This is a genomic window from Parafrankia sp. EUN1f (genome assembly GCF_000177675.1).
GTDB lineage: Bacteria > Actinomycetota > Actinomycetes > Frankiales > Frankiaceae > Parafrankia.
Genome location: NZ_ADGX01000093.1, coordinates 1 through 18669, shown reverse-complemented (window position 1 = coordinate 18669; position 18669 = coordinate 1). Strand labels below are relative to the sequence as shown.

The following is an 18669-nucleotide window of genomic DNA, read 5'->3' as shown; positions in this document are numbered from 1 at the left end:
TGGCGTGAACGGACTAACGACTCAGAACACAGGACACCAGGGAACAACGCGTCACCCGGCGCAGGCAGCAACGCGGTCTGGCGCGCGGCCTGCATCAGGAGAGCCGATGCAGCGCCGCGCTGGCGGTGGCGTTGCCGTACCGGGGCCGCTCAGCCTCCGAGAGACGACCACCACGACCACCACGACCACCACGCCCGGCGCGCCGGCCGTCAGGTCCCGGCGGTGCAGCCGGGCACCGAGCCGGTCTCGGCATAGTAGGTCCGGGCGCTCGGGTGCAGCGGTACCAGGCAGTAGACGGGATTGCGAGCCACCGACTCGGCGGCGGTCGGGAAGTGTCGGCCGCCGCCGCCGTCGACCCAGAGCGCGGCCTCGAACGTACTCCGGTCGTCGAACAGCGCCCTGGCGACGAAGGCCACCAGGTCGGGATCGGCGCTCTGGTTCGCGACCACGCCGTTCGGCACCGCGACCGCCAGCGTCCGCCCGACGCCCGGGTAGTCGCTGGGCAGGATCTCCTCGGCGGTGTAGACGTCCCCGGCGACGAAGTTCGCACCGAACGTGGTGCCGACCCGACCGTTCCAGTCGTTGATCATCGGTCCTACGCTGTCGCCTGTGGGCAGCAGGGTGGCCCACTCACCGTCCCTCAGCGATTCCCGGATCTCGGCCGTCGGCGAGCCGCCCGCCCACAGCACCGCGTCAACCGCGCCGCGCCGGACCCGCGCCAGCTGGTCGGTCAGCGCCGCCTCCTCGGGCCGCACCGAGCCCTCACAGCCGAGTACCCGGAACAGCGCGCTGCCGATCTGGAACGTTCCCGACCGTGTCGGCCCGCTGAGCACCTGCCTCCCACACAGGTCAGCGGCCCGGGTGAAGCCGGCGTCCCGCCGTACCACCAGGTGGACGAGGTCGAACCCGAGGGGCCCCACGATCCGGAGGTTTTTGATCGGCGTCGGGAACTGCGCCGGTGTGCCGCCGTAGGCGTCGACCGCGGTGTTGAGCTGCGAGACCGCGAGCAGGCACCGGGCGTTCGCAGGGATCCGGACGCTCTCCAGGTTGGCGGCGCTGCCCGCGGTTGGGACGTTGTTGGCCGAGGTACCCGGGTAGGCGTCCTCGATCAGGCCGGCGAGCACGGTCCCGTAGCCGTCGTAGGGCGTCCCCTCACCGCCGGAGAACACGGTCACCTGAGTGCATCCACCCAGCACCGCGGGCGGCTCGTCGTCGGGCTGGAGCACCACGAGTCCCAGCGCGACCAGTGCCACCATCACCGCGAACCCGACAGCCAGCCACGCCCGACGACGACCACCTCGGCCACCTCGGCCACCTCGGCCACCTCGGCCACCTCGATCGTCGTCGCCCGGAGCCGGCGCCGTCGGGGGGACGGACACGACCGACGGCACGTGCGGTGGCACCGTGGTCGGCGGAGTGTCCCATCCCGCCGCCGCGCCGCCGGACGCCGGAACGGACACGGACGTTGAGGACGTCTTCGATCTCGGTCCGGGGTGGCCGCCGGGCAGCGGCCCGGTGACGGCCGTGCGCACTTCCTCGCTGAGCTGCACCGTGACAGCCGAGCTGGCCAGCCAGTTCTGGCCGAAGCTCTCCCGTGCAGCGGCGGCCAGGTCGAGGGCGAAGTCGCGGGCTGAGGGGTGGCGCTGCTCCGCCTGCTTCGCCAGGGCCCGGACCACGACCGCGCCGATCTCCGAGGGCACCCCGGCCGGCGGCGGTGGCACGACATTCAGGTGCCGGTGGTAGAGGACGGGCACCGACAGGTCCTGACCGAACAGCGGCTGGCCCGACAGCAGCTCGTAAAGCACCGCGGCCAGCGAGTACAGGTCCGTCGATGGTCCGAGCCGTTCGCCACTGATCTGCTCCGGGGCCATGTACTTCGGCGTGCCGACGATCGCGGTGGCGCTTGCCCCCGACCCGTCGAAGATCTTGGCGATGCCGAAGTCGGTCACCTTCAACAGACCGTCATCGTCGAACAGCATGTTGTCGGGTTTGATGTCCCGGTGCAGCACATTATGTCCGTGCACATGGGAAAGCGCCTCGGCGACGGCCAGTCCCACGGCGCACGCGTCCGGCTGCGACAGCCGCCGAAGGCGCCTGGTCAGCGTTCCTCCGGAGAGCAGCTCCATGATGATCATGTGGAGCTCGTCCTGCTCGACGTAGTCGTAGACCCGGACGACGTGGGCGTGGTGGTCGAGGTTGGCCAGGACCCGCGCCTCGGAGGAGTACCGAGCCTGGGCGTCCTCTCGGTCGGCCGAGAGCACCTTGACCGCGACCCGGCGGTTCAGGGCGCGGTGCCGACCCTCGAACACGACACCGAAGCCGCCCGCGCCGAGCCGCGCGCCGATCTCATAGGGCGGCAGCGCCCTGGCGACCTGGTCGGCCAGCATGTCGATGCGGCCGGGGAACGGCGCGGGCAGCTTCGGCGCAGGGGGTGGGGTGGCCGGTGCCGGCGGGACCTGGCGAGTGGGTGCCACGCTGCCGAGCCAGAGCACGCCCTCGTCTGCTCTCGGAAGCGGGATGCCGCGCACCCCGCCGAGCAGTCGCTGTTGCGCTTCCGCCTCGTCGAGACCTATCAGGCTGACGTGCGAGAGCCGGCCGAGCAGCGGTGGCAGGGTGGTCGGCGCGACCAGGACGGGCACGAGCACACCGTCGCGGTTCCGAGCGGTCCGGACGACCGCCTCAAGCCCATAGGTGCTCTGGTCGATGTAGACCGGCGACACCACCGAAATGATCTTGTCGGCTCGGGCGAGCGCGTTGTCCATGTTGGCCGGGAAACTGGCGTCTGCCTGCCAGGACCGCTCGTACTCCACGATGTAACCCGCCTGGCGAAGCTGTAGCGCGATCCACTGGGCCCAGCCGCGATCCGCGTCCGCCGCGCTGATGAACACCCGCCTGGCGTCACCGCGACTCACAGCATCGCTCCCCGTCACCATTTTCGGAGTGTCCCAGAGCACACCGCGACTATCTTTTTGGGGGTGTTCCTCGATCCCGCCCGGTCCTGAGCTCATCCGGCTGCGCGACTGCCTCGCGGTGAACTGATCCAGGCGGCCGAAGTTCACGCCCTGGTCGGGCTGCGCGTCGCCGACGCGCTCGACCAGACCAAGATCGCCTGATTGAGGACGTCGTCGGACTCCCCCTCGGCCCGCGCCACCTCACCCTGCACGGTGGACCCGCCGACGTCATCCGCGCCGTACGACGCCTACTGATCCTCGCAAGCACCGTCACACTCGCTCTGAACATCACCGAACCCCTTATCGCCGGCCACTACGGCAAAGCCGCCTTCGACGCCGTCGGCCCCTCCTCCTTATCGGATGGGCGGAAGTCTGCCCCGGCCTCCTCCACGCCATCCAGACCACCACCCCACCCCGAAGCCCCTACCCCGCAGCCAAAGTCAAGGAAGCCGGCCAACCACGGACATCGGTAACGCCACCGCCGATCGCCCAGAGCCGACGGAAACCAGCAGACGCCACATCACATCAGACCAAGCGGGACGCACGCCAGCAGGACCTACTCCACCGCGCCCGCGCCGAAGACGTCCTCCACTGGTCGTGGTCGCGACGATGATTTACCGCCGGCGAAGAAGCCTCAGCGCCCCTTTTTTGAGCATTTTATCCTTCAGCTGAGGATCCGCGTGGTTTCTCAAGAAGCTTTTACCCAGGAACCTGACAACCTTGTCTTTGTCGAACGCGACGCCGCGCGACTCCTGGACGACCTTTCTGTAGACCTCGTCCACCACCTCTTCTTCAGGCACAGACATCTTGGGCCGAGTCGGGGCGGCGCTGGCCCACGTTGGGGGGAGCTGGGTCATGGTTGACTTCGACGGCGGCTTGATCGTGCCGGGCACCTATTTATGCAGGTCAGACGATACGTAACGCTGCGTGGTGGACCCTGTGTACCAGCATCCGAACCGATTGATCTTGGTTGCTGGCCCTGAAATCACTGTCCGACCGGTAGGTACCCGGGCCCTGGCCAGGGACGATGCCCAGTGACTGCACCGACCGTCACATCATCTACCGAATCGAACGCGCGTTCCGCAGACCTGGCAGTTCCGGACTCTCCTACCCGTCTGGTGACTGTGATCGTCGGTGTCATGGTCGCGTTGACGTTTTGCTTCGGCTTCGGCAATGGCCTTGCGCTCAGGCTGCGTCTCGGCGTTCCGGTATGGGTGGCACCGCCGGCCGCGCCCGCGGTGGGCCTGTCGATCGTCGCCCTCCTGTTGGGCAGCCAGCAACTGGCTGTAAGCGGCCGGCCGGTGGAGGTGCTGCGCGCGGCGCGGCGACTGCTCCTCTTCGCGAGCATGGTCGCCCTGGCGTTGAACATCGCGGAACCGTTGATCGCCGGCCGCTATGGCAAGGCCGCGTTCGACGCCGTCGGACCACTTCTACTTATCGGCTGGGCAGAAGTCGCTCCCGGACTCCTGCAAGCGATCGAACCACGACAAGAGAAAAAGCGCAGACCAACGCACCTCTGGCGGATGCGCCCATCGGACAGGCGGTGGAGCACCAACGGCTGGCAGCCGCGCCCACCGAGAGGTCGACGCGCGCCGAGGGTCCACTGACCGGTCCGTCGCGGTCCGCGGCTGGACCGCAGGCGCGCCGGCGGGACCTGCTCCACCGGGCACGCGCCGAGGACGTGCTCCACTGGCAGCACCACCAACGGCCCATTTCCGCGGAGACACTATGCAAACGGCTACACGTCGGCGCTGGCACCGCCCGCAGTCTGGTCGCCCAACTGCGGGCTGACACCCATGGCATCCTCGCACCCGCCCGGCCAGTACCAGCGGCACTCGAGGGACAGCGCGGCGCCGGGAGGGGGCATCAGGCCCCTGACCGGTGCTGCTCGTCGACCCCGCGTTGACCCAGTTGCTCGGCGAGGAGTCTTCGACATTCTCGCGTGACCGCGATTCCCCAAGGTCCGCCCTCGACGTTCATGGCGGGTCACGGATCTTCTTTCGTCTCCAGAGGGTCGAAGCGACGGAGGTAGCCGTCGACAATCTCGATCAACTCGGCATGGCCTGTCGCCACTCCCAGCACTCGCTCCATGGCGATGATGCGGGCGAGGCCATCGATGAGCACGCTGACCGCGGCGGGCGAGACCGACCCAAGATCTGAACCTCTTTCTTTCTGGACCCGGGAAATAGCCTGCTTTTCTACCTCCCGGAATTTTTCCGCATAGGCGGCGATTTCAAGCCTGATCGTTTTCCGATCTTGAGCGAGAACGATGAACTGCATCAGGAGCTTCACGCCGCGAGGATCCGAGTTTATCTTCCACAGCGATCTCAGCGGATGGGGTGAGGAGAGGGCCCGCTTCTGGCGCCGCAGGTTGGCCTCGGCTCCTTGCCGGAATACGGCCAGGAAGAGGTCGTCCATGTTCTGGAAGTAGTAGTGGACGAGGCCGGGGTTGACGCCGACCTTCGCGGCGACCCGCCGTGCGGTTACGGCGGCGTGTCCCTCGTCGAGCATCAGTTGAGCGGTCGCGTCGATGAGGGCGGCGCGCGTCTTCGAGTCCGTCGCACCCCTGCGTCGGGGGGAGAGGGGGCCGCCGGGCCTGGCGCCGGTGGGTGAGGACTTCGGGACGTCGGGCTTGGGCATGTCCGTGTCCGACACCTCCGCAGTCGGTCGAGCCGAAGAGGTCGTCATCGGCACAGCGTATTGGCGGCCGAGCGGCCACGCGGACGTCGTGAGGACCGCCGCGCCCGGCTGGTGAGGACATCGGCGACTGGCGGAGGCCCCTGGCGGGGTGAGGGCGTTGATCGATTGCCGCAGGGACTACCGAGGATCCGCCGAGGCCGCAGGCCTTGTGATGGATCCGCGGGCCTCACGGACTGGCCGAGCGCGGTGTCGATCGGGTTGACCCTCCGCGAGGCCGGATGCTAGACAAGCGTCCAACATAATTGGACGTCTGACCAGCATGATCTAGCTGGTTGGTGACGGCCTGTCACAACGTCGAGGGTGAGCGGAGTCACGCGATGGTGGACGTGGAGTCGGTGAACTTCTTCACCGAGCCGACACTCGTGAACGATCCCTATCCATATTTCGATGAGCTGCGTGGCCGGTGCCCGGTGCATCCGGTGGCGCAGCCCGGCGTGGTCTCTGTGACCGGCTATGCGGAGGCCGTCGAGGTGTACCGCGACGGCGAGGCGTTCTCCTCGTGCAATGCGGTGAGCGGACCGTTCCCAGGGCTTCCGGTGGCACCCGAAGGCGATGACATCGGTGCGCTCATCGAGCAGTACCGCGACCAGCTGCCGATGAGCAATTTCGTGGTGAATCTTGACGGGGATTCTCACACCATGCAGCGGGCGTTGCTGCGCAGGCTGCTGACTCCCAACCGCCTCCGGGACAACGAGGAGGCGATGTGGCGGCTGGCGGACCGGCAGATCGACGAGTTCATCGACGACGGCGAGTTCGAGGTCGGCGCGCACTACGCCAACGCGTTCTCGCTGATGGTCATCGCGGATCTTCTGGGTGTTCCTGAGCAGGACCGCGACGACTTCCGCAGGCAGCTGGGCGCGGAGAAGCCGGCGCCGGATGTCGGCGAGCCTGCCCAGGCCACATCGCACAACCCATTGGAGTTCCTGCACCAGCGCTTCACCGAGTACATCCAGGAACGCCGCCGGGAGCCCCGCTCGGACGTGCTGTCCGAACTGGCCCTCGCGACCTACCCGGACGGGTCCACGCCAGAGCTCGACGTGGTCGTGCGACTCTCGACGTTTCTGTTCGCGGCGGGTGGGGACACGACGGCACGGCTGATCGCGTCCGCGATGCGGATTCTCGCCGAGAATCCGGAGTACCAGGAGCTGTTGCGGGGCGACCGGCGCCGGATCGCGGACTTCGTGGAGGAGACGCTTCGGCTGGAGAGCCCGACGAAGAGCGACTTTCGCCTGGCCCGGGTGACGACGAGGGTCGGGGGTGTGGAGATCCCGGCGGGAACGACGGTGATGATGCACCCGGGGGCCGCCAACCGTGATCCCCGCAAGTTCGACGAACCTGATCGGTTCCGCCTCGACCGGAGCAACGTGCGTGAGCACATCGCGTTCGGACGTGGCGCGCACTCCTGCCCGGGTGGTCCGCTCGCCCGAGCCGAGGCGAGGGTCAGTATCGAACGTTTTCTCGATCGGATGACCGACATCCGGATTTCGGAGTCCGCTCACGGGCCGGCCGGTGCCCGTCAGTACGAGTACGAGCCGACGTTCATCCTGCGGGGCCTGACCAAGCTCCATCTGGCCTTCACACCGATCGGCTGACGCCGAGGCGTGCGTGCCCGCCAGGCGTGGGCCTGTCGTGAGAATTCTCGGGAAAGGTATGCAACAGATCGTGGCGAATCGTGTGGCCGTGGTGACCGGCGGCGCATCGGGGATTGGACTGGGGATCAGCGAGCGTCTTGCCGCTCGTGGAGACCGGGTGGCCCTGCTGGACGTTCAGGGTGACGTCGCCCGGAAGGTCGCCGAGGACCTGAATGCGAAAGGCGCCCAGGCGGTGGGCCTGGAGGTCGATGTCCGGGACCGAGCCGCGGTCGACGCGGCGATGGATACGGTCCGCCGGACGTTCGGGCCGATCGCGATAGCCGTCACCAGCGCGGGGGTCGACGCGGACGGCTCGTTCACGGAGATCGTGTGGGAGACGTGGGAACGCGTCCTGGCGATCAACCTGTCGGGCACCTTTCACTGCCTGCAGTCGGTGGTGCCCGACATGCTTGCGGCCGGGTGGGGGCGGATCGTGACGATCTCGTCGTCGAGTGCGCAGCACGGCGCCGCGAACCGCGCGCACTACGTGGCGTCCAAGGGCGGGGTCATCGCGCTGACCAAGGCGCTGGCGCTCGAGTTGGCCCCGCACGGGATCACCGTGAACACGATCCCGCCGTCGGTCATCGACACCCCAATGGCCCACGCCGGCCAGGCAGCTGGGCACTTCCCCGGCGTCGACGCGGTCGCCGCGGTGACGCCGGTGCGTCGTGCCGGTGTCCCGGCCGATATCGCGGCGGCGTGCGAGTTCCTCTGTTCGGAGGACGCGGGCTTCATCACCGGCCAGCAGATCGGCGTGAATGGCGGCTGGTACCTGTGAACAGGCAGCTGCCACCGACCGCACCGTCGCCCGCCTGGTCGCAGTCGCGTACCGCGATCGTGACCGGTGGTGGTTCCGGAATCGGGCTGGCCATCGCCCGAAGGCTGGCGGCCGAGGGCGCCGCGGTCGCTGTCCTCGACCGTGACGCCGCCGCGGCCAAGGCCGCGGCGGACGGGATAACCGCGGCAGGCGGACACGCCCTCGGGCTGACGGCCGACGTCGCTGAGCGCGCCTCAATCGACGACGCGGTGGCACAGGTCCGCGAGCGGCTGGGCCGGCCGACGATTCTGGTCACCAGCGCCGGACTCGATGGGTTCGACCGGTTTCTGACCATCGCGCCCAGCACGTGGGACCGCATCCTGGCGGTCAACCTCACCGGCACCTTCCACTGCTGCCAGGCCGTCGTGCCCGACATGGTCGAGCAGAAGTGGGGCCGGATCGTCACCATCTCCTCGTCCAGCGCCCAGACCGGAAACCCGCTGATGACTCACTACTCGGCGGCCAAGGCGGGCGTTGTCGGGTTCACCAAGGCCCTGGCTCTCGAGCTTGGACCCGAGGGGATCACGGTCAACACCATCCCGCCTGGCTTTGTCGACACTCCCATGCTGCGCAGGTCGGAAACCCGTGGCTTTCTCGGCAAGGGCGTCGGTCAGCACGAGTCGACGACACCCGTCCGGCGGGTCGGCTTGCCCGAGGACATCGCCGCGGCGTGTGCCTACCTGGTGCGCGAGGAAGCCGGCTACATCACCGGGCAGGTCATCGCAGTCAACGGCGGAAGGACAACCTGACGTGGCACGCATCGAACCGCTCGCGATCAGACAGTGGCCGGCGCGTATGCGCCAGGCGCTGGCGGCGATGGACCCACCCGAGCCACGGCACGCCCGTCCGGTCCTGGAGAACCGACCAAAGTCGATGAACACGCTCGGGGCGCTCGCGCATCATCCGGCGCTCGCCCAGGCGTTCTTCACCTTCAACGGTCACGTCATCATGGCGACCACGCTGTCCGAACGACAGCGAGAGCTGCTGGTCCTGCGGGTATCGACACTGCGCCAGTGCCCTTACGAATGGGCCCAGCACGTCTACATGGGCCGTGACGCCGGGCTGACCGACGAGGAGATCGGCCGGATCGCGTGGGGACCGGACGCGCCCTTCTGGACACCGCTGGAGGCGGCGCTGTTGCGCGCGGCCGACGAGCTGATCGCCGACGGCGCGATCAGCGTCCCGACCTGGGCGGTACTCGCCGAAGGACTCGACAGCCAGCAACTCCTCGACGTGATTTTCACTGTCGGTGCCTACGAAACGATCGCCTGGATGATGCGCTCTCTCGAGCTCGACCTCGACGACGAGCTCCACCACCTGCACGCCGCCCCCACCGCCGGGAGGAATCCATGAGCATCACCGTCACCCCGGTCTCACCCGCGGTGGGCGCCGAGGTCGTCGGACTGTCCGGCCACCAGCTCGTCGACCGGCAGGTCGCCGCGGACAGCCTCGCCGCGCTGGACACCTACGGCGTCCTCATCTACCGCGACGCGAACATCGGCGACGACGACCTCGTCGCCTTCAGTCGCCTGCTCGGCGACGTCGTCGTCGCCCCCATGGGTGGGCTGGCATCCCACCCCGAAATCTCCCCGGTCAGCCTCGACCCGGCCAAGAGCGACCTGGCGAACTACCGGCGCAGCACGTTCTTCTGGCACATCGACGGGGTCAACGACGACGTGCCGCAGAAGGCCAGCCTCCTCACCGCCCGGCAGGTCGCCGACGAGGGCGGTGAGACCGAGTTCGCCAACACCTACACCGCCTACGACGCACTACCCGACGACGAGAAGGAGTACCTGGCGACGCTGCGCGTCGTGCACAGCTTCGCCGCCTCCCAGATCCTGGTCCACCCCCATCCCTCCGACAAGGAACGCGCCGCCTGGAACCGGGTACCGTCCCGCGAGCACCCCCTGATCTGGACACGCCGCAGCGGACGCAAGTCACTGCTCATCGGAGCCACAACCGACCACGTCGTCGGGCTCCCCGCGCGCGAAAGCCGCGCCCTGCTCGACAAGCTCCTCGCCTGGTCGACCCAGGAAAGCTTCGTGCTGCGTCATGACTGGCGTCGAGGCGACCTGGTCATCTGGGACAACACCGGCATGCTCCACCGAGCCCTGCCCTACCAGCCGACCGCACCACGACTCATGCACCGCACCACCCTGGCCGGCATCGAAGCCATCGCCTGACCCGCGCGACACGGCTCCCGGGCCGTCCATCCCATAGCCCGCAGCTGCCACCAACCCGAAGACAGCCTCACACGGCACAGACGGAGGTGCTTACCGTGCGCATCGGCCTCACCGGGGGCGCGTCCACACCCCAAAAGATCATCGAACAGGCGCGTCGCGCCGAAGCCGACGGCTTCACCTCCCTGTGGTACGCCAGCGTCGTCACCGGCGACCCTCTTGTCGCCATGACACTGGCCGGACGCGAGACCACCAGGATCGAACTCGGCACCGCCGTCCTGCAGACCTACCCCTGCCACCCGCTCCTGCAGGCCAACCGCGCCGCGTCCGTCGCCGCCGCCATGGGTCGACCTGGGTTCACCCTCGGCATCGGGCCCTCCCACGAAGCCCTCATCCGCGACGTGTACGGGATGTCCTACGACCACCCAGGGCGCAGCACCGAGGAATACCTGACCATCCTCACCAGCCTGCTCCGCGGACACGACGTCAACTTCAAGGGCGAGGACTGGTCCACCCGCTCCGCCGACAGGATGGCCTCCTTACCGCACCCTGTCCCGGTCCTGCTCGCGGCGATGGCCCCACGGCTGCTACGCGTCGCCGGTCAACACGCGGACGGCACCGTCCTGTGGATGGCACCCGCCCGCGCGATCGAGACACACGTCGCCCCCCGGGTCCACGCCGCCGCGGCCAACGCCGGACGGCCCGCGCCACGCATCGTCGCCGGCCTCCCCGTCGCCCTCCACGATGACCTCACCGAAGCCCGCGCGGCAGCCGCCGCCCACGCGGCCACCTACGGCGGGATGCCGAACTACCAGCGCATCCTCGCCATCGGCGGCGCCAACAACCCGGCCGACGCCGCCATCGTCGGCACCGAGACATCCGTACGCCATCAACTTCAGTCCCTCCTCGACGCCGGCGCCACCGACATCTGGGCCGCCGTCTTCGGCATCGGCGACACACCAGCGGCCAGAGCCGCGTCAGCCCGACGCACCATCACCCTGCTCCGCGAACTCCTCGACCCCACCGACCCAAACCCGCACGCCACCGCCAGCGAACTGGCGAACCAACGGAGCACGCGATGAAAGTGACTGTCGACCTAGACAAGTGCGAACAGAACGCCCTTTGCACTGGCATCGCGCCCACCGTCTTCGAACTGAGCCCCGACGATCACCTGACAGTGCTCGACGACAACCCCGACGACGACCTGACACCAAGCATCCGTGCCGCCGCCGCGGCCTGCCCACGGCAGGCCATCCTCCTCACGGGCGCTTAACGCGGCCTCGCATACGCGCGCCACGCGCCAGCCAATCCGGCGCAGGAACGCGGACATCCACGCGTGTCTCGACGAGATCGATCACGCCGCGTTGACCGGGCAAGAAAACAGATCAAGGACAAACGCGTGCTGGCCCTGGCCAGGGCCGGGGGGGTACAGGATATCTCGGCTTGGCCCGAAGGAAACGAAGCGGCCGCTGCCCGGGGCCCTCCCGCCTGTTCGTTGGCCGCTGCGTCGGCTTCCGTGTCCACGATGATCGGAGATAACTGATGGCCACTTCGTCCCAACCCGTTCGTGTCATCCAATGGGCGACCGGGAAGATCGGCCAGATCTCGATTCGTCACTTCGCCTCGAACCCGATGTTCGAGCTGAAGGGCGTGTACACGACCTCCGCCGACAAGGACGGTGTCGACGCCGGCATCATCGCCGGGATCGGCCCGATCGGCGTCGCCGCCACGACGGACAAAGCAGCGATTCTCGCGCTGGACGCCGACTGCGTGAACTATCTGCCGCTGGCGGTCGACGTCGACGACCTGGAGTCGCTGCTGCGGTCGGGGAAGAATGTCGTGACCGCGGTGGGCCTGACCTTCCCACCGCCGGACGACGAACGGACCGTCCGGCTGCGGACCGCCTGCGAGGCGGGGGGACCACGCTGCATGGCGGCGGCATTCACCCGGGCTTCATCGGCGACATCTTCCCGCTCGTCAGCTCCCGGTTGATGAGTCGGATCGACCAGCTGGTCGTGACCGAGGTGTGCGACTTCAGTGACCATCCCGGCGCTGCCATGATCTTCGATCTGTTCGGTTTCGGGCTCGAGCCCGACGAGGCCCGCGGGCAGGCCCTGGCGGTCATGGGAGAGGTCGACGCGCCCTACCAGGAGTCCATGGCCCTGCTCGCGGACGGGCTGGGCCTTCAGATCGAGAGGTATACCCACGAACTGACCATGGCCGTGAGCGACCGGGATCTCACCGTCGCGGCGGGGGAAATAAAGGCCGGGACGGTGGCCGGGATGCGGCGGCGGTGGGAGGCGATCGTCGACGGCCGCCCCGCCCTCGTCTTCCTGTCGAACTGGAAGATGGCCGATGACCTCACGCCCGACATCTGCGACGGCACGAACCGCTACATCGTCGACTTCGTCGGCGAGCCGTCCACGCGATCGCCCTGGAGCATCTGGAACCCAGCGTGACCGGCGACCCCGGCTACCCGGGCCGGATCTGGACGGGCATGTCGGTCGTCAACCTCATCCACGACGTCGTGGCCGCGCCGCCCGGCATCCGAACCCACCTTGACCTGCCCCTCGGCCGGCCGCGCGGCCTCTTCCACAAGGGCGAGACCTGACATCCTTCGGCTTGAGCCGGGTAACTTGACTCGCGCGCCGCAGCGGTGATGGCCCGCCCGGTGCGGAGGTCGTCAAGGTTACGGACGGGACGCGACCCGCAGACAGGACCTCGCACGACCACCACCGACGCCAGACGGCGCGTACCCAGCACCCGCAGTCACCACCGGAGCCGGTCAGTTCGGGGCCCCTGCATTGTACGAACCGGCTCCCGTGCCCGCTGACCTGCATCTACGGAACACCGAGGACCAACCCGATCAATAGATCGAACCTATTCGACCAGGTCAGAGGCCAACTACGCAACGTGGTGGGGCGGGTGGGGTTCGAACCCACGACCGACGGCCTAGGGGTCGCCCGAAGCTATCGGGCCGGTTCGGTGGCGGACTTTTCCAGGGAGGCGAGGACCGGGGACGGGGCGTGGTTCGCCCAGCCGGTGCCGGGCCAGTTCAGCCAGCCGGAGGAGGCGTAGGTGCCGCCGTCGGGGTGCAGGGTCGTACCGGTGAGGTAGGACGACAGGCCCGAGGCGAGGAACACGACGCACCCGGAGACGTCCGTCGGCACGCCGGCGCGGCCCATCGGGATGCCCACCTGCAGGCCGGTGGGCGTCGAGTAGGCGCCGTCGCCGCCGACCATCCGGCGCATGTTCGGGGTCGGGGTGAAGTCCGGGGCGACGTTGTTGACCCGGATGCCGTCCGGGGCGACCTCCACGGCCAGGGTGCGACCGAACTGTTCGACGGCTGCCTTGGCCGCCGAGTAGACCGCGAAGCCCGGGGCGGCGCGGTGCGCCTCGATGGTCGTCAGGTTCACGATGCTGCCGCCGCGCCCACCGGCCTGCATCCGGGGGACGGCCAGCGAGCAGGCGTGCAGGACGTGCATGAGGTTCAGCCGCAGCAGGGCGTCCCAGCCCTTGGCCCGGGTCTCGACGAACGGGGCGCGGAACGTGCCGCCGACGACGTTGACCAGGGTGTCCACCCTGCCCCAGGTCTCGTCGACCGCGGCGAACAGCCTGTCGAGCTCGGCGGGGTCGCGGGAGTCGCCGTGGTGGACGATCGCGTCGGCGCCCTGGGCGGCGAGGGAGTCGCGCAGGGCCTTGACCCCGGCCGGGTCGATGTCCAGCACCGCCACGCGCACCCCGTTGGCGGCCAGGTCGGCGGTGATGGCTCCGCCGAGGCCGCCCGCCCCACCGCTGATGACGGCGACGCTGCCCGCCAGGCCACTGCGTTCCTCGAACCAGCCCACGCCCGGTTCGCCTCCATTCAGATTCTGGGTTTCGATACCTGCCGGGTGGTTCAGGGGATCAGGGTCTCGCCGAAGGTCTCGATGAAGCTGATGGTCTCGGCCGCCGACCGGGTGTGGGAGGAGATCACGACCCAGGTCACACCGGCCTTCTCGATCTCGGCGAGGGCCTCGCGGTGCCGGTCGGCCTCGGCGGTGATGCTGGTTTCGGACGGCACCCCGGAGTAGGAGTACGAGACGTCGATCAGGTCGGTCCGGCCGTTCGCCGCGGCGGTGTCGCGCACCTCGCGGATCATGCCGGCGAGGTTGTCGAGGGAGCCGATGGACACCGTCCGGGCGGTTGTCGACAGCTCCGGCCCACCGGACATCGCCATCCAGCCCTGGGCGCGGGCCGCGACGCGGCGCCGGCTCAGCTTCGAGTTCCCGCCGATCCAGACCGGAATCGGGTCCTGGACCGGCCGCGGGCGGGCGATGACGTTGCGGGCGTCGAAATGCAGGCCCTGGTAGCTGAACGGCTCGCCCTTCCAGTGCAGTGGCAGGACGTCCAGGATTTCGTCGAACAGCGCGTTGCGCTCCTCGAAGTTCACGCCGAGGGCGTAGAACTCGGACTTCTGGTAACCGGCACCGATCCCCAGGGTGAAACGGCCGTCGGAGATCTTGTCGACGGTGGCCGCGGCCTTGGCGAGCAGGAACGGATTGCGGTAGGGCGCGACCGACAGGTGGGTGAGCAGCCGCAGCCGTTCGGTCGCGGCGGCGACATAGCCGAGGCCGACGAACGGGTCGAGGCTCTGGTGACCGCCGCTCTCCAGCCAGCGGGCACCGGGAACCGGGTGCTCGGTGAGGGAGAGCGCGTCGAAGCCGGCGCGCTCGGCGGCCTGCGCGACGTCCCGCAGCGGCCCGGGATCGAGCATGTCGCCCTCGGTGCCTGACGTCTCTGGGTAATGAAAGATGAAGCGCATCGTTGTCGTCACCCTGTTCATGCGTCCCGCGCGAGCCGGATCTGGGCCGGTGTCTCAAACGTGTCTACCAGAAGGTAGACACGACAGTCAGAAATCCGGCCGGGGCACCCCTTCCGCAGGGACCCTGCCGGGCCATACTCGCTGGTGGAGCGCCCTGGATCAGGGCTGGAAGCGGTAGCCCATCCCCGGCTCGGTGGTCAGATGGCGGGGGCGGCTCGGATCCGGCTCGAGCTTGCGGCGCAGCCGGTTGATGTAGAGCCGTAGCGACGACGTGTCGTCGGAATAGGTCGGCCCCCAGACCCCGCTGACGAGCACGCGGCTGCTGACGAGCTTGCCCGCGTCCCGCACCAGCGCCTCGAGCAGCCGCCATTCGGTCGGCGTCAGGTGCACCGGCGGCACTCCGTCCTCCCGGGCGGTGACCGACCTGGCCGCGAGGTCGACCCGGTAGTGGCCGACGTCCACCGCCGGCCCGGCGTCGCTCGTCGAGGCGCGCCGTGCCACGGCTCGCATGCGGGCGAGCAGTTCCTCGACGGAGAAGGGCTTGGTGATGTAGTCGTCGGCGCCGGCGTCCAGGGCCGCGATCTTCTCCGGCCCGGACGTCCGGCCGGACAGGACGATGATCGGCACCCTGGTCCAGCCGCGTAGGCCGCGGATCACGTCGAGACCGTCCAGGTCCGGCAGGCCCAGGTCGAGAACGATGATGTCCGGCGGATGGGCCGCGGCCTCGCCGAGAGCGTCCCCGCCGTCGACGGCCGTGCGGACGTCGTACCCCTTGGCACGCAGCGTGATCCGCATGGCCCGCAGCAGCTGCGGCTCGTCGTCCACGAACAGCACCCGAACCCGCGCCCGCGGCTCGGACCCGTCGCCCATCCATCACCTCCCGTCACGTGCCAGTTCGCCACAGCATGCCAGGTTGGCGGCCCGACCGGCGGCCGTCACCCATCCGACAGCCGGCGCTGGACGGCACTGGACGGCACCGGTCCCGGCACCACCTACCATCCGAGAAAAACTACTGATAGTAGTCATCCATATTCGGGGAGGATCTGGTGGAGGTAACGACAAGAGCGCGGGCGCGCACGCGCCTGCGGACGACGGGGTTCGGCGTGCTCGCCGCGTTCTGTTCCCTCAGCGCGCTCGATCCGCTCGCCGTGGCGCGGGCGGATCCGGGCGCGAGTTACTTCGGGGATCACTTCGAGCTGGTGGCGCTGGCGCTACCCGCCGGCCTCTCCGCCGGCAACGCCAGCCTGGTGAACAACGACGGCCTGATCGTCGGGCTGGCCTGGGCCGACAACGGGAGCCCGGCATGAGCGACACCCCCGACTGGCACGGCCACGCGGTCCTCTGGGAGGACGGGCTGATCATCGATCTCGGCGTGGCACCCGGCTTCCGCGACAGCGCGGCGATCGGCCTGAACGACCGCGGCCAGGTGCTGGTGGAGAACTACGGGACGCGGACCTGGGCGTCGTTGTTCGTGTGGGCGGCGGCGTGGGCCTCGGCGCGGGTGTCGGAGTCCGCACGGGTAGCGGAGTCCGCACGGGTAGCGGAGTCGGCGCGGGTGGCGGCCGGGCCGAAGGGGCCCGCGGTAAGGCGGGCCGGCTCACCCCGGCGGCGGGCCAGGTACCACCGCATTGACGTGTCGAGGGCGCGGCGGGCCCGTCGCAGCGCCGGGACCTGCATCGCCCGATGCGCCTGGTAGCTCCACGGCGGCTGGTCGCTCTGGCGGGTCGCCATGGCGTACGCGAACTCGACCGGGTCGGCACCGGTCGCACCCACCGCCTCCCGGTCGAGCAGCGCGTCCACCCGTTCGAACCAGGACATGCTGGTCCGCGCCCTGGCCTGCAGCGGTTCGAGGGCCGCGTGGCCCTCGTGGTCGAACTGCGCGAGCGCCGGGGCGACCTCGCCGTGCTCGTGGAGCATCTGCGCGAGCATGACCCCGTCGATCATCGCCAGCGTCGTGCCCGAGCCGAGGGTGAAATGCGTCGTATGCGCGGCATCGCCCAGGAGCACCGTGTTGCCCACCGACCAGGTCCGGTTCCTGACCTGCGTGAAGCGCTGCCAGCGTGCCGGCCGGCGCGGGTTGTCGGTCAGGCCGTGCCCGGCGAGCGGCACCGCGAAGATGTCGCTCAGGGTCCGCAGCATCTCCGGGCCCGACGAGATGGCGAACCCGAGCCGTTCCCAGGTCTGTGGCGAGCACTCGACGATGCAGGTGCTCACGTCCGCGCCGGAGGGGTAGGCGTGGAACCACACCCAGCCGGACGGGGTCCGTTCGAACGCGAACGTGAACCGGTCGAAGTGTCGGCGCGTACCAAGCCAGATGTACTGGTTCGCCCCGACGTCCGTCGAGGTGCCGAACTGGCCGTCGAACATCGATCGCACCCGGCTGTTCGCACCGTCCGCGCCGACGACGAGATCAAGGGTGGAACGCGGCTCGTCCTCGGGTCGCGTGCCGGCTCCCCCGCGCCAGCCCAGCGCCGCCAGATCGGCCAGGTCGGTGATGTCACGGCCGTGCTCGACACGGATCCCCAGCTCGATCGCCCGCCGGGTGAGGATGTCGAGCAGGGCCGAGCGCTGCACGCTGAACCCGTACCCGGCGAAGTGCGCGACCCGGCCGGGCCCCACGCTGATGTCCTGCTCCTGCCACAGGGTCGACGCCGCGCGGATCTCCCGCGCGCTCACCGGGTCGTTGCGGAACAGGACGTCGAGCAGGTTGTCCCAGTAGACGACCCCCCAGCCGTAGGTGGCGCCCGGCGGGTCCCGGTCGATGACGGTGATCTCGTGGCCGGCGTCGCGGCGTTTCGCGGAGATCGCGAAGTACAGCCCGGCCGGCCCCCCACCCACACAGACGATCCTCACACGGTCCCCCTGCCCTAGACGTGGACGACTTCCCGCGGCTGCCCTAGACGTGGACGACTTCCCGCGGCTGTCCTGGAACGACGACTGCCCGGAACGCGACGACAGCCCCGGAACGACAAGGGTCGTGCAGCTCGGAGGAAGGTCCACCGACCTGCACGACCAGGAGCGGGTTACCCAGGCTGGAACCCGCCGCGGGGCTCAGTGGCCCCGGGACTCACTCACTTCCTCGGGCGAGTGGCGGTCACGGTTGCGGATTCGCCGGGCTCACCAGCCCCAGCCACCGCCCCAGCCCCAGCCGCCACCCCAGCCCCAGCCCCAGCCACCGCCCCAGCCCCAACCCCAGCTGCGGCCCCAGCCCCATCCACCGCCGCCGCCGACGATCACGAAGACTCCCCGGGTGACGTCCCGGAACGAGCCCTGAGATGCAATCGCGGGCGCTTCGTACCTGGCCTTCATGACCTACCCCTTCCGTCCGAGTCTCGTACGTCCGGCTCCTGTTGATCCGGCCGCCGATTTGGTCCGGCGCTCCGAGCGCGCCTCGTCCGGCGCCTGCCGGACAATCCGTCCGCCCGCCCGGCCCATCGGAGTCAGGCGGATGGGAGCACCCGTCCGAGCCTCATCGTGCCCCGCCCCGGTTCAGTGACGGTTCAGTCACCCGACGCCCACCACACATCCACCCGGGTCCGGTTGGGAGGGACCGCGTAGCGGTACGCCGAACTACCACGACCGTGCC

At 69.2% G+C, this 18669-nt stretch carries 19 protein-coding genes and 2 pseudogenes; 13 read left to right on the top strand and 8 right to left on the bottom strand.

All coding sequences use genetic code 11. From position 1 onward, the window contains the following. Window positions 1-209 precede the first annotated feature (209 nt). A complete protein-coding gene (locus tag FREUN1FDRAFT_RS40090; protein ID WP_006542929.1) occupies window positions 210-2912 on the bottom strand; it encodes a TAXI family TRAP transporter solute-binding subunit in 2703 nt (900 codons plus the stop codon). 209 nt (window positions 2913-3121) lie between these two features. Here FREUN1FDRAFT_RS40090 and FREUN1FDRAFT_RS48195 point away from each other — a divergent pair. Further along, window positions 3122-3361: pseudogene (locus tag FREUN1FDRAFT_RS48195) on the top strand (hypothetical protein); the annotation flags it as partial. A gap of 204 nt (window positions 3362-3565) precedes the next feature. On the opposite strand, the gene FREUN1FDRAFT_RS44185 reads toward FREUN1FDRAFT_RS48195, so the two are convergent. Next, window positions 3566-3751 carry a hypothetical protein gene (locus FREUN1FDRAFT_RS44185; protein ID WP_157475280.1) on the bottom strand — a complete coding sequence of 62 codons (186 nt, stop codon included), beginning with the start codon at window positions 3749-3751 and terminating at the stop codon, window positions 3566-3568. Between the two features lie 234 nt (window positions 3752-3985). Here FREUN1FDRAFT_RS44185 and FREUN1FDRAFT_RS24515 point away from each other — a divergent pair. Further along, a pseudogene (locus FREUN1FDRAFT_RS24515) lies at window positions 3986-4857 on the top strand (hypothetical protein). Between the two features lie 80 nt (window positions 4858-4937). Here FREUN1FDRAFT_RS24515 and FREUN1FDRAFT_RS24510 read toward each other — a convergent pair. Next, window positions 4938-5591: a TetR/AcrR family transcriptional regulator gene (locus tag FREUN1FDRAFT_RS24510; RefSeq protein ID WP_006542925.1), complete on the bottom strand. Its 654-nt coding sequence runs from the start codon at window positions 5589-5591 to the stop codon at window positions 4938-4940. 377 nt (window positions 5592-5968) lie between these two features. Here FREUN1FDRAFT_RS24510 and FREUN1FDRAFT_RS24505 point away from each other — a divergent pair, with 377 nt between their 5' ends. The 10 genes from FREUN1FDRAFT_RS24505 (at window position 5969) to FREUN1FDRAFT_RS48180 (ending at window position 12890) form a co-directional block, all read left to right on the top strand. Next, window positions 5969-7243 carry a cytochrome P450 gene (locus FREUN1FDRAFT_RS24505; protein ID WP_006542924.1) on the top strand — a complete coding sequence of 425 codons (1275 nt, stop codon included), beginning with the start codon at window positions 5969-5971 and terminating at the stop codon, window positions 7241-7243. 58 nt (window positions 7244-7301) lie between these two features. After that, window positions 7302-8060 carry an SDR family NAD(P)-dependent oxidoreductase gene (locus tag FREUN1FDRAFT_RS24500; protein WP_006542923.1) on the top strand — a complete coding sequence of 253 codons (759 nt, stop codon included), beginning with the start codon at window positions 7302-7304 and terminating at the stop codon, window positions 8058-8060. Beyond that, window positions 8057-8848, top strand: a complete 792-nt coding sequence (locus tag FREUN1FDRAFT_RS24495; protein ID WP_006542922.1) for an SDR family NAD(P)-dependent oxidoreductase — start codon at window positions 8057-8059, stop codon at window positions 8846-8848. The genes FREUN1FDRAFT_RS24500 and FREUN1FDRAFT_RS24495 overlap by 4 nt, the downstream gene beginning before the upstream one ends. A gap of 1 nt (window position 8849) precedes the next feature. Then, window positions 8850-9452, top strand: coding sequence for a carboxymuconolactone decarboxylase family protein (locus FREUN1FDRAFT_RS24490; RefSeq protein ID WP_006542921.1), 603 nt, complete (start codon window positions 8850-8852; stop codon window positions 9450-9452). Beyond that, entirely contained in the window at window positions 9449-10282 is an 834-nt protein-coding gene (locus tag FREUN1FDRAFT_RS24485; protein ID WP_006542920.1) for a TauD/TfdA family dioxygenase, read from the top strand. Before FREUN1FDRAFT_RS24490 ends, FREUN1FDRAFT_RS24485 begins: the two co-directional genes overlap by 4 nt. Window positions 10283-10377: 95 nt before the next feature. Then, window positions 10378-11361 (top strand): TIGR03564 family F420-dependent LLM class oxidoreductase, encoded by a 984-nt coding sequence (locus FREUN1FDRAFT_RS24480; protein ID WP_006542919.1) that lies wholly within the window; start codon window positions 10378-10380, stop codon window positions 11359-11361. After that, window positions 11358-11552 carry a ferredoxin gene (locus FREUN1FDRAFT_RS24475; protein ID WP_006542918.1) on the top strand — a complete coding sequence of 65 codons (195 nt, stop codon included), beginning with the start codon at window positions 11358-11360 and terminating at the stop codon, window positions 11550-11552. Before FREUN1FDRAFT_RS24480 ends, FREUN1FDRAFT_RS24475 begins: the two co-directional genes overlap by 4 nt. Before the next feature lie 269 nt (window positions 11553-11821). Next, entirely contained in the window at window positions 11822-12271 is a 450-nt protein-coding gene (locus FREUN1FDRAFT_RS48190) for a hypothetical protein (RefSeq protein ID WP_006542917.1), read from the top strand. Beyond that, the gene (locus FREUN1FDRAFT_RS48185; RefSeq protein ID WP_006542916.1) at window positions 12271-12738 is read left to right on the top strand and encodes a hypothetical protein; all 468 of its coding nucleotides are present in this window, start codon (window positions 12271-12273) and stop codon (window positions 12736-12738) included. Before FREUN1FDRAFT_RS48190 ends, FREUN1FDRAFT_RS48185 begins: the two co-directional genes overlap by 1 nt. Continuing rightward, window positions 12735-12890: a hypothetical protein gene (locus FREUN1FDRAFT_RS48180; RefSeq protein WP_006542915.1), complete on the top strand. Its 156-nt coding sequence runs from the start codon at window positions 12735-12737 to the stop codon at window positions 12888-12890. Before FREUN1FDRAFT_RS48185 ends, FREUN1FDRAFT_RS48180 begins: the two co-directional genes overlap by 4 nt. Window positions 12891-13248: 358 nt before the next feature. Here the strand turns inward: FREUN1FDRAFT_RS48180 and FREUN1FDRAFT_RS24465 are convergent, their stop codons facing one another. The 3 genes from FREUN1FDRAFT_RS24465 to FREUN1FDRAFT_RS24455 all read right to left on the bottom strand — a co-directional run bounded on the left by FREUN1FDRAFT_RS24465 (window position 13249) and on the right by FREUN1FDRAFT_RS24455 (window position 15953). Next, entirely contained in the window at window positions 13249-14127 is an 879-nt protein-coding gene (locus tag FREUN1FDRAFT_RS24465; protein ID WP_006542914.1) for an SDR family NAD(P)-dependent oxidoreductase, read from the bottom strand. A gap of 50 nt (window positions 14128-14177) precedes the next feature. Next, the gene (locus FREUN1FDRAFT_RS24460; protein ID WP_006542913.1) at window positions 14178-15083 is read right to left on the bottom strand and encodes an LLM class F420-dependent oxidoreductase; all 906 of its coding nucleotides are present in this window, start codon (window positions 15081-15083) and stop codon (window positions 14178-14180) included. 159 nt (window positions 15084-15242) lie between these two features. Next, window positions 15243-15953, bottom strand: a complete 711-nt coding sequence (locus tag FREUN1FDRAFT_RS24455) for a response regulator (RefSeq protein ID WP_006542912.1) — start codon at window positions 15951-15953, stop codon at window positions 15243-15245. A gap of 176 nt (window positions 15954-16129) precedes the next feature. Here FREUN1FDRAFT_RS24455 and FREUN1FDRAFT_RS24450 point away from each other — a divergent pair, with 176 nt between their 5' ends. Beyond that, entirely contained in the window at window positions 16130-16390 is a 261-nt protein-coding gene (locus tag FREUN1FDRAFT_RS24450) for a hypothetical protein (protein WP_006542911.1), read from the top strand. Window positions 16391-16523: 133 nt separating this feature from the next. Here the strand turns inward: FREUN1FDRAFT_RS24450 and FREUN1FDRAFT_RS24445 are convergent, their stop codons facing one another. Together FREUN1FDRAFT_RS24445 and FREUN1FDRAFT_RS44180 are read right to left on the bottom strand one after the other, a co-directional pair. Continuing rightward, the gene (locus tag FREUN1FDRAFT_RS24445; protein ID WP_006542910.1) at window positions 16524-17921 is read right to left on the bottom strand and encodes an FAD-dependent monooxygenase; all 1398 of its coding nucleotides are present in this window, start codon (window positions 17919-17921) and stop codon (window positions 16524-16526) included. Between the two features lie 279 nt (window positions 17922-18200). Next, window positions 18201-18392 carry a lasso RiPP family leader peptide-containing protein gene (locus tag FREUN1FDRAFT_RS44180; RefSeq protein WP_006542909.1) on the bottom strand — a complete coding sequence of 64 codons (192 nt, stop codon included), beginning with the start codon at window positions 18390-18392 and terminating at the stop codon, window positions 18201-18203. Window positions 18393-18669 lie beyond the last annotated feature (277 nt).

What these genes read in the sequence shown, in the direction of transcription:
- FREUN1FDRAFT_RS24510 (WP_006542925.1), bottom strand. Translation starts at nt 5,591, where the DNA reads ATGCCCAAGCCCGACGTCCCGAAGTCCTCACCCACCGGCGCCAGGCCC.
- FREUN1FDRAFT_RS24505 (WP_006542924.1), top strand. Translation starts at nt 5,969, where the DNA reads ATGGTGGACGTGGAGTCGGTGAACTTCTTCACCGAGCCGACACTCGTG.
- FREUN1FDRAFT_RS24500 (WP_006542923.1), top strand. Translation starts at nt 7,302, where the DNA reads ATGCAACAGATCGTGGCGAATCGTGTGGCCGTGGTGACCGGCGGCGCA.
- FREUN1FDRAFT_RS24485 (WP_006542920.1), top strand. Translation starts at nt 9,449, where the DNA reads ATGAGCATCACCGTCACCCCGGTCTCACCCGCGGTGGGCGCCGAGGTC.
- FREUN1FDRAFT_RS24475 (WP_006542918.1), top strand. Translation starts at nt 11,358, where the DNA reads ATGAAAGTGACTGTCGACCTAGACAAGTGCGAACAGAACGCCCTTTGC.
- FREUN1FDRAFT_RS48190 (WP_006542917.1), top strand. Translation starts at nt 11,822, where the DNA reads ATGGCCACTTCGTCCCAACCCGTTCGTGTCATCCAATGGGCGACCGGG.
- FREUN1FDRAFT_RS48185 (WP_006542916.1), top strand. Translation starts at nt 12,271, where the DNA reads ATGAGTCGGATCGACCAGCTGGTCGTGACCGAGGTGTGCGACTTCAGT.
- FREUN1FDRAFT_RS24460 (WP_006542913.1), bottom strand. Translation starts at nt 15,083, where the DNA reads ATGCGCTTCATCTTTCATTACCCAGAGACGTCAGGCACCGAGGGCGAC.
- FREUN1FDRAFT_RS24455 (WP_006542912.1), bottom strand. Translation starts at nt 15,953, where the DNA reads ATGGGCGACGGGTCCGAGCCGCGGGCGCGGGTTCGGGTGCTGTTCGTG.
- FREUN1FDRAFT_RS44180 (WP_006542909.1), bottom strand. Translation starts at nt 18,392, where the DNA reads ATGAAGGCCAGGTACGAAGCGCCCGCGATTGCATCTCAGGGCTCGTTC.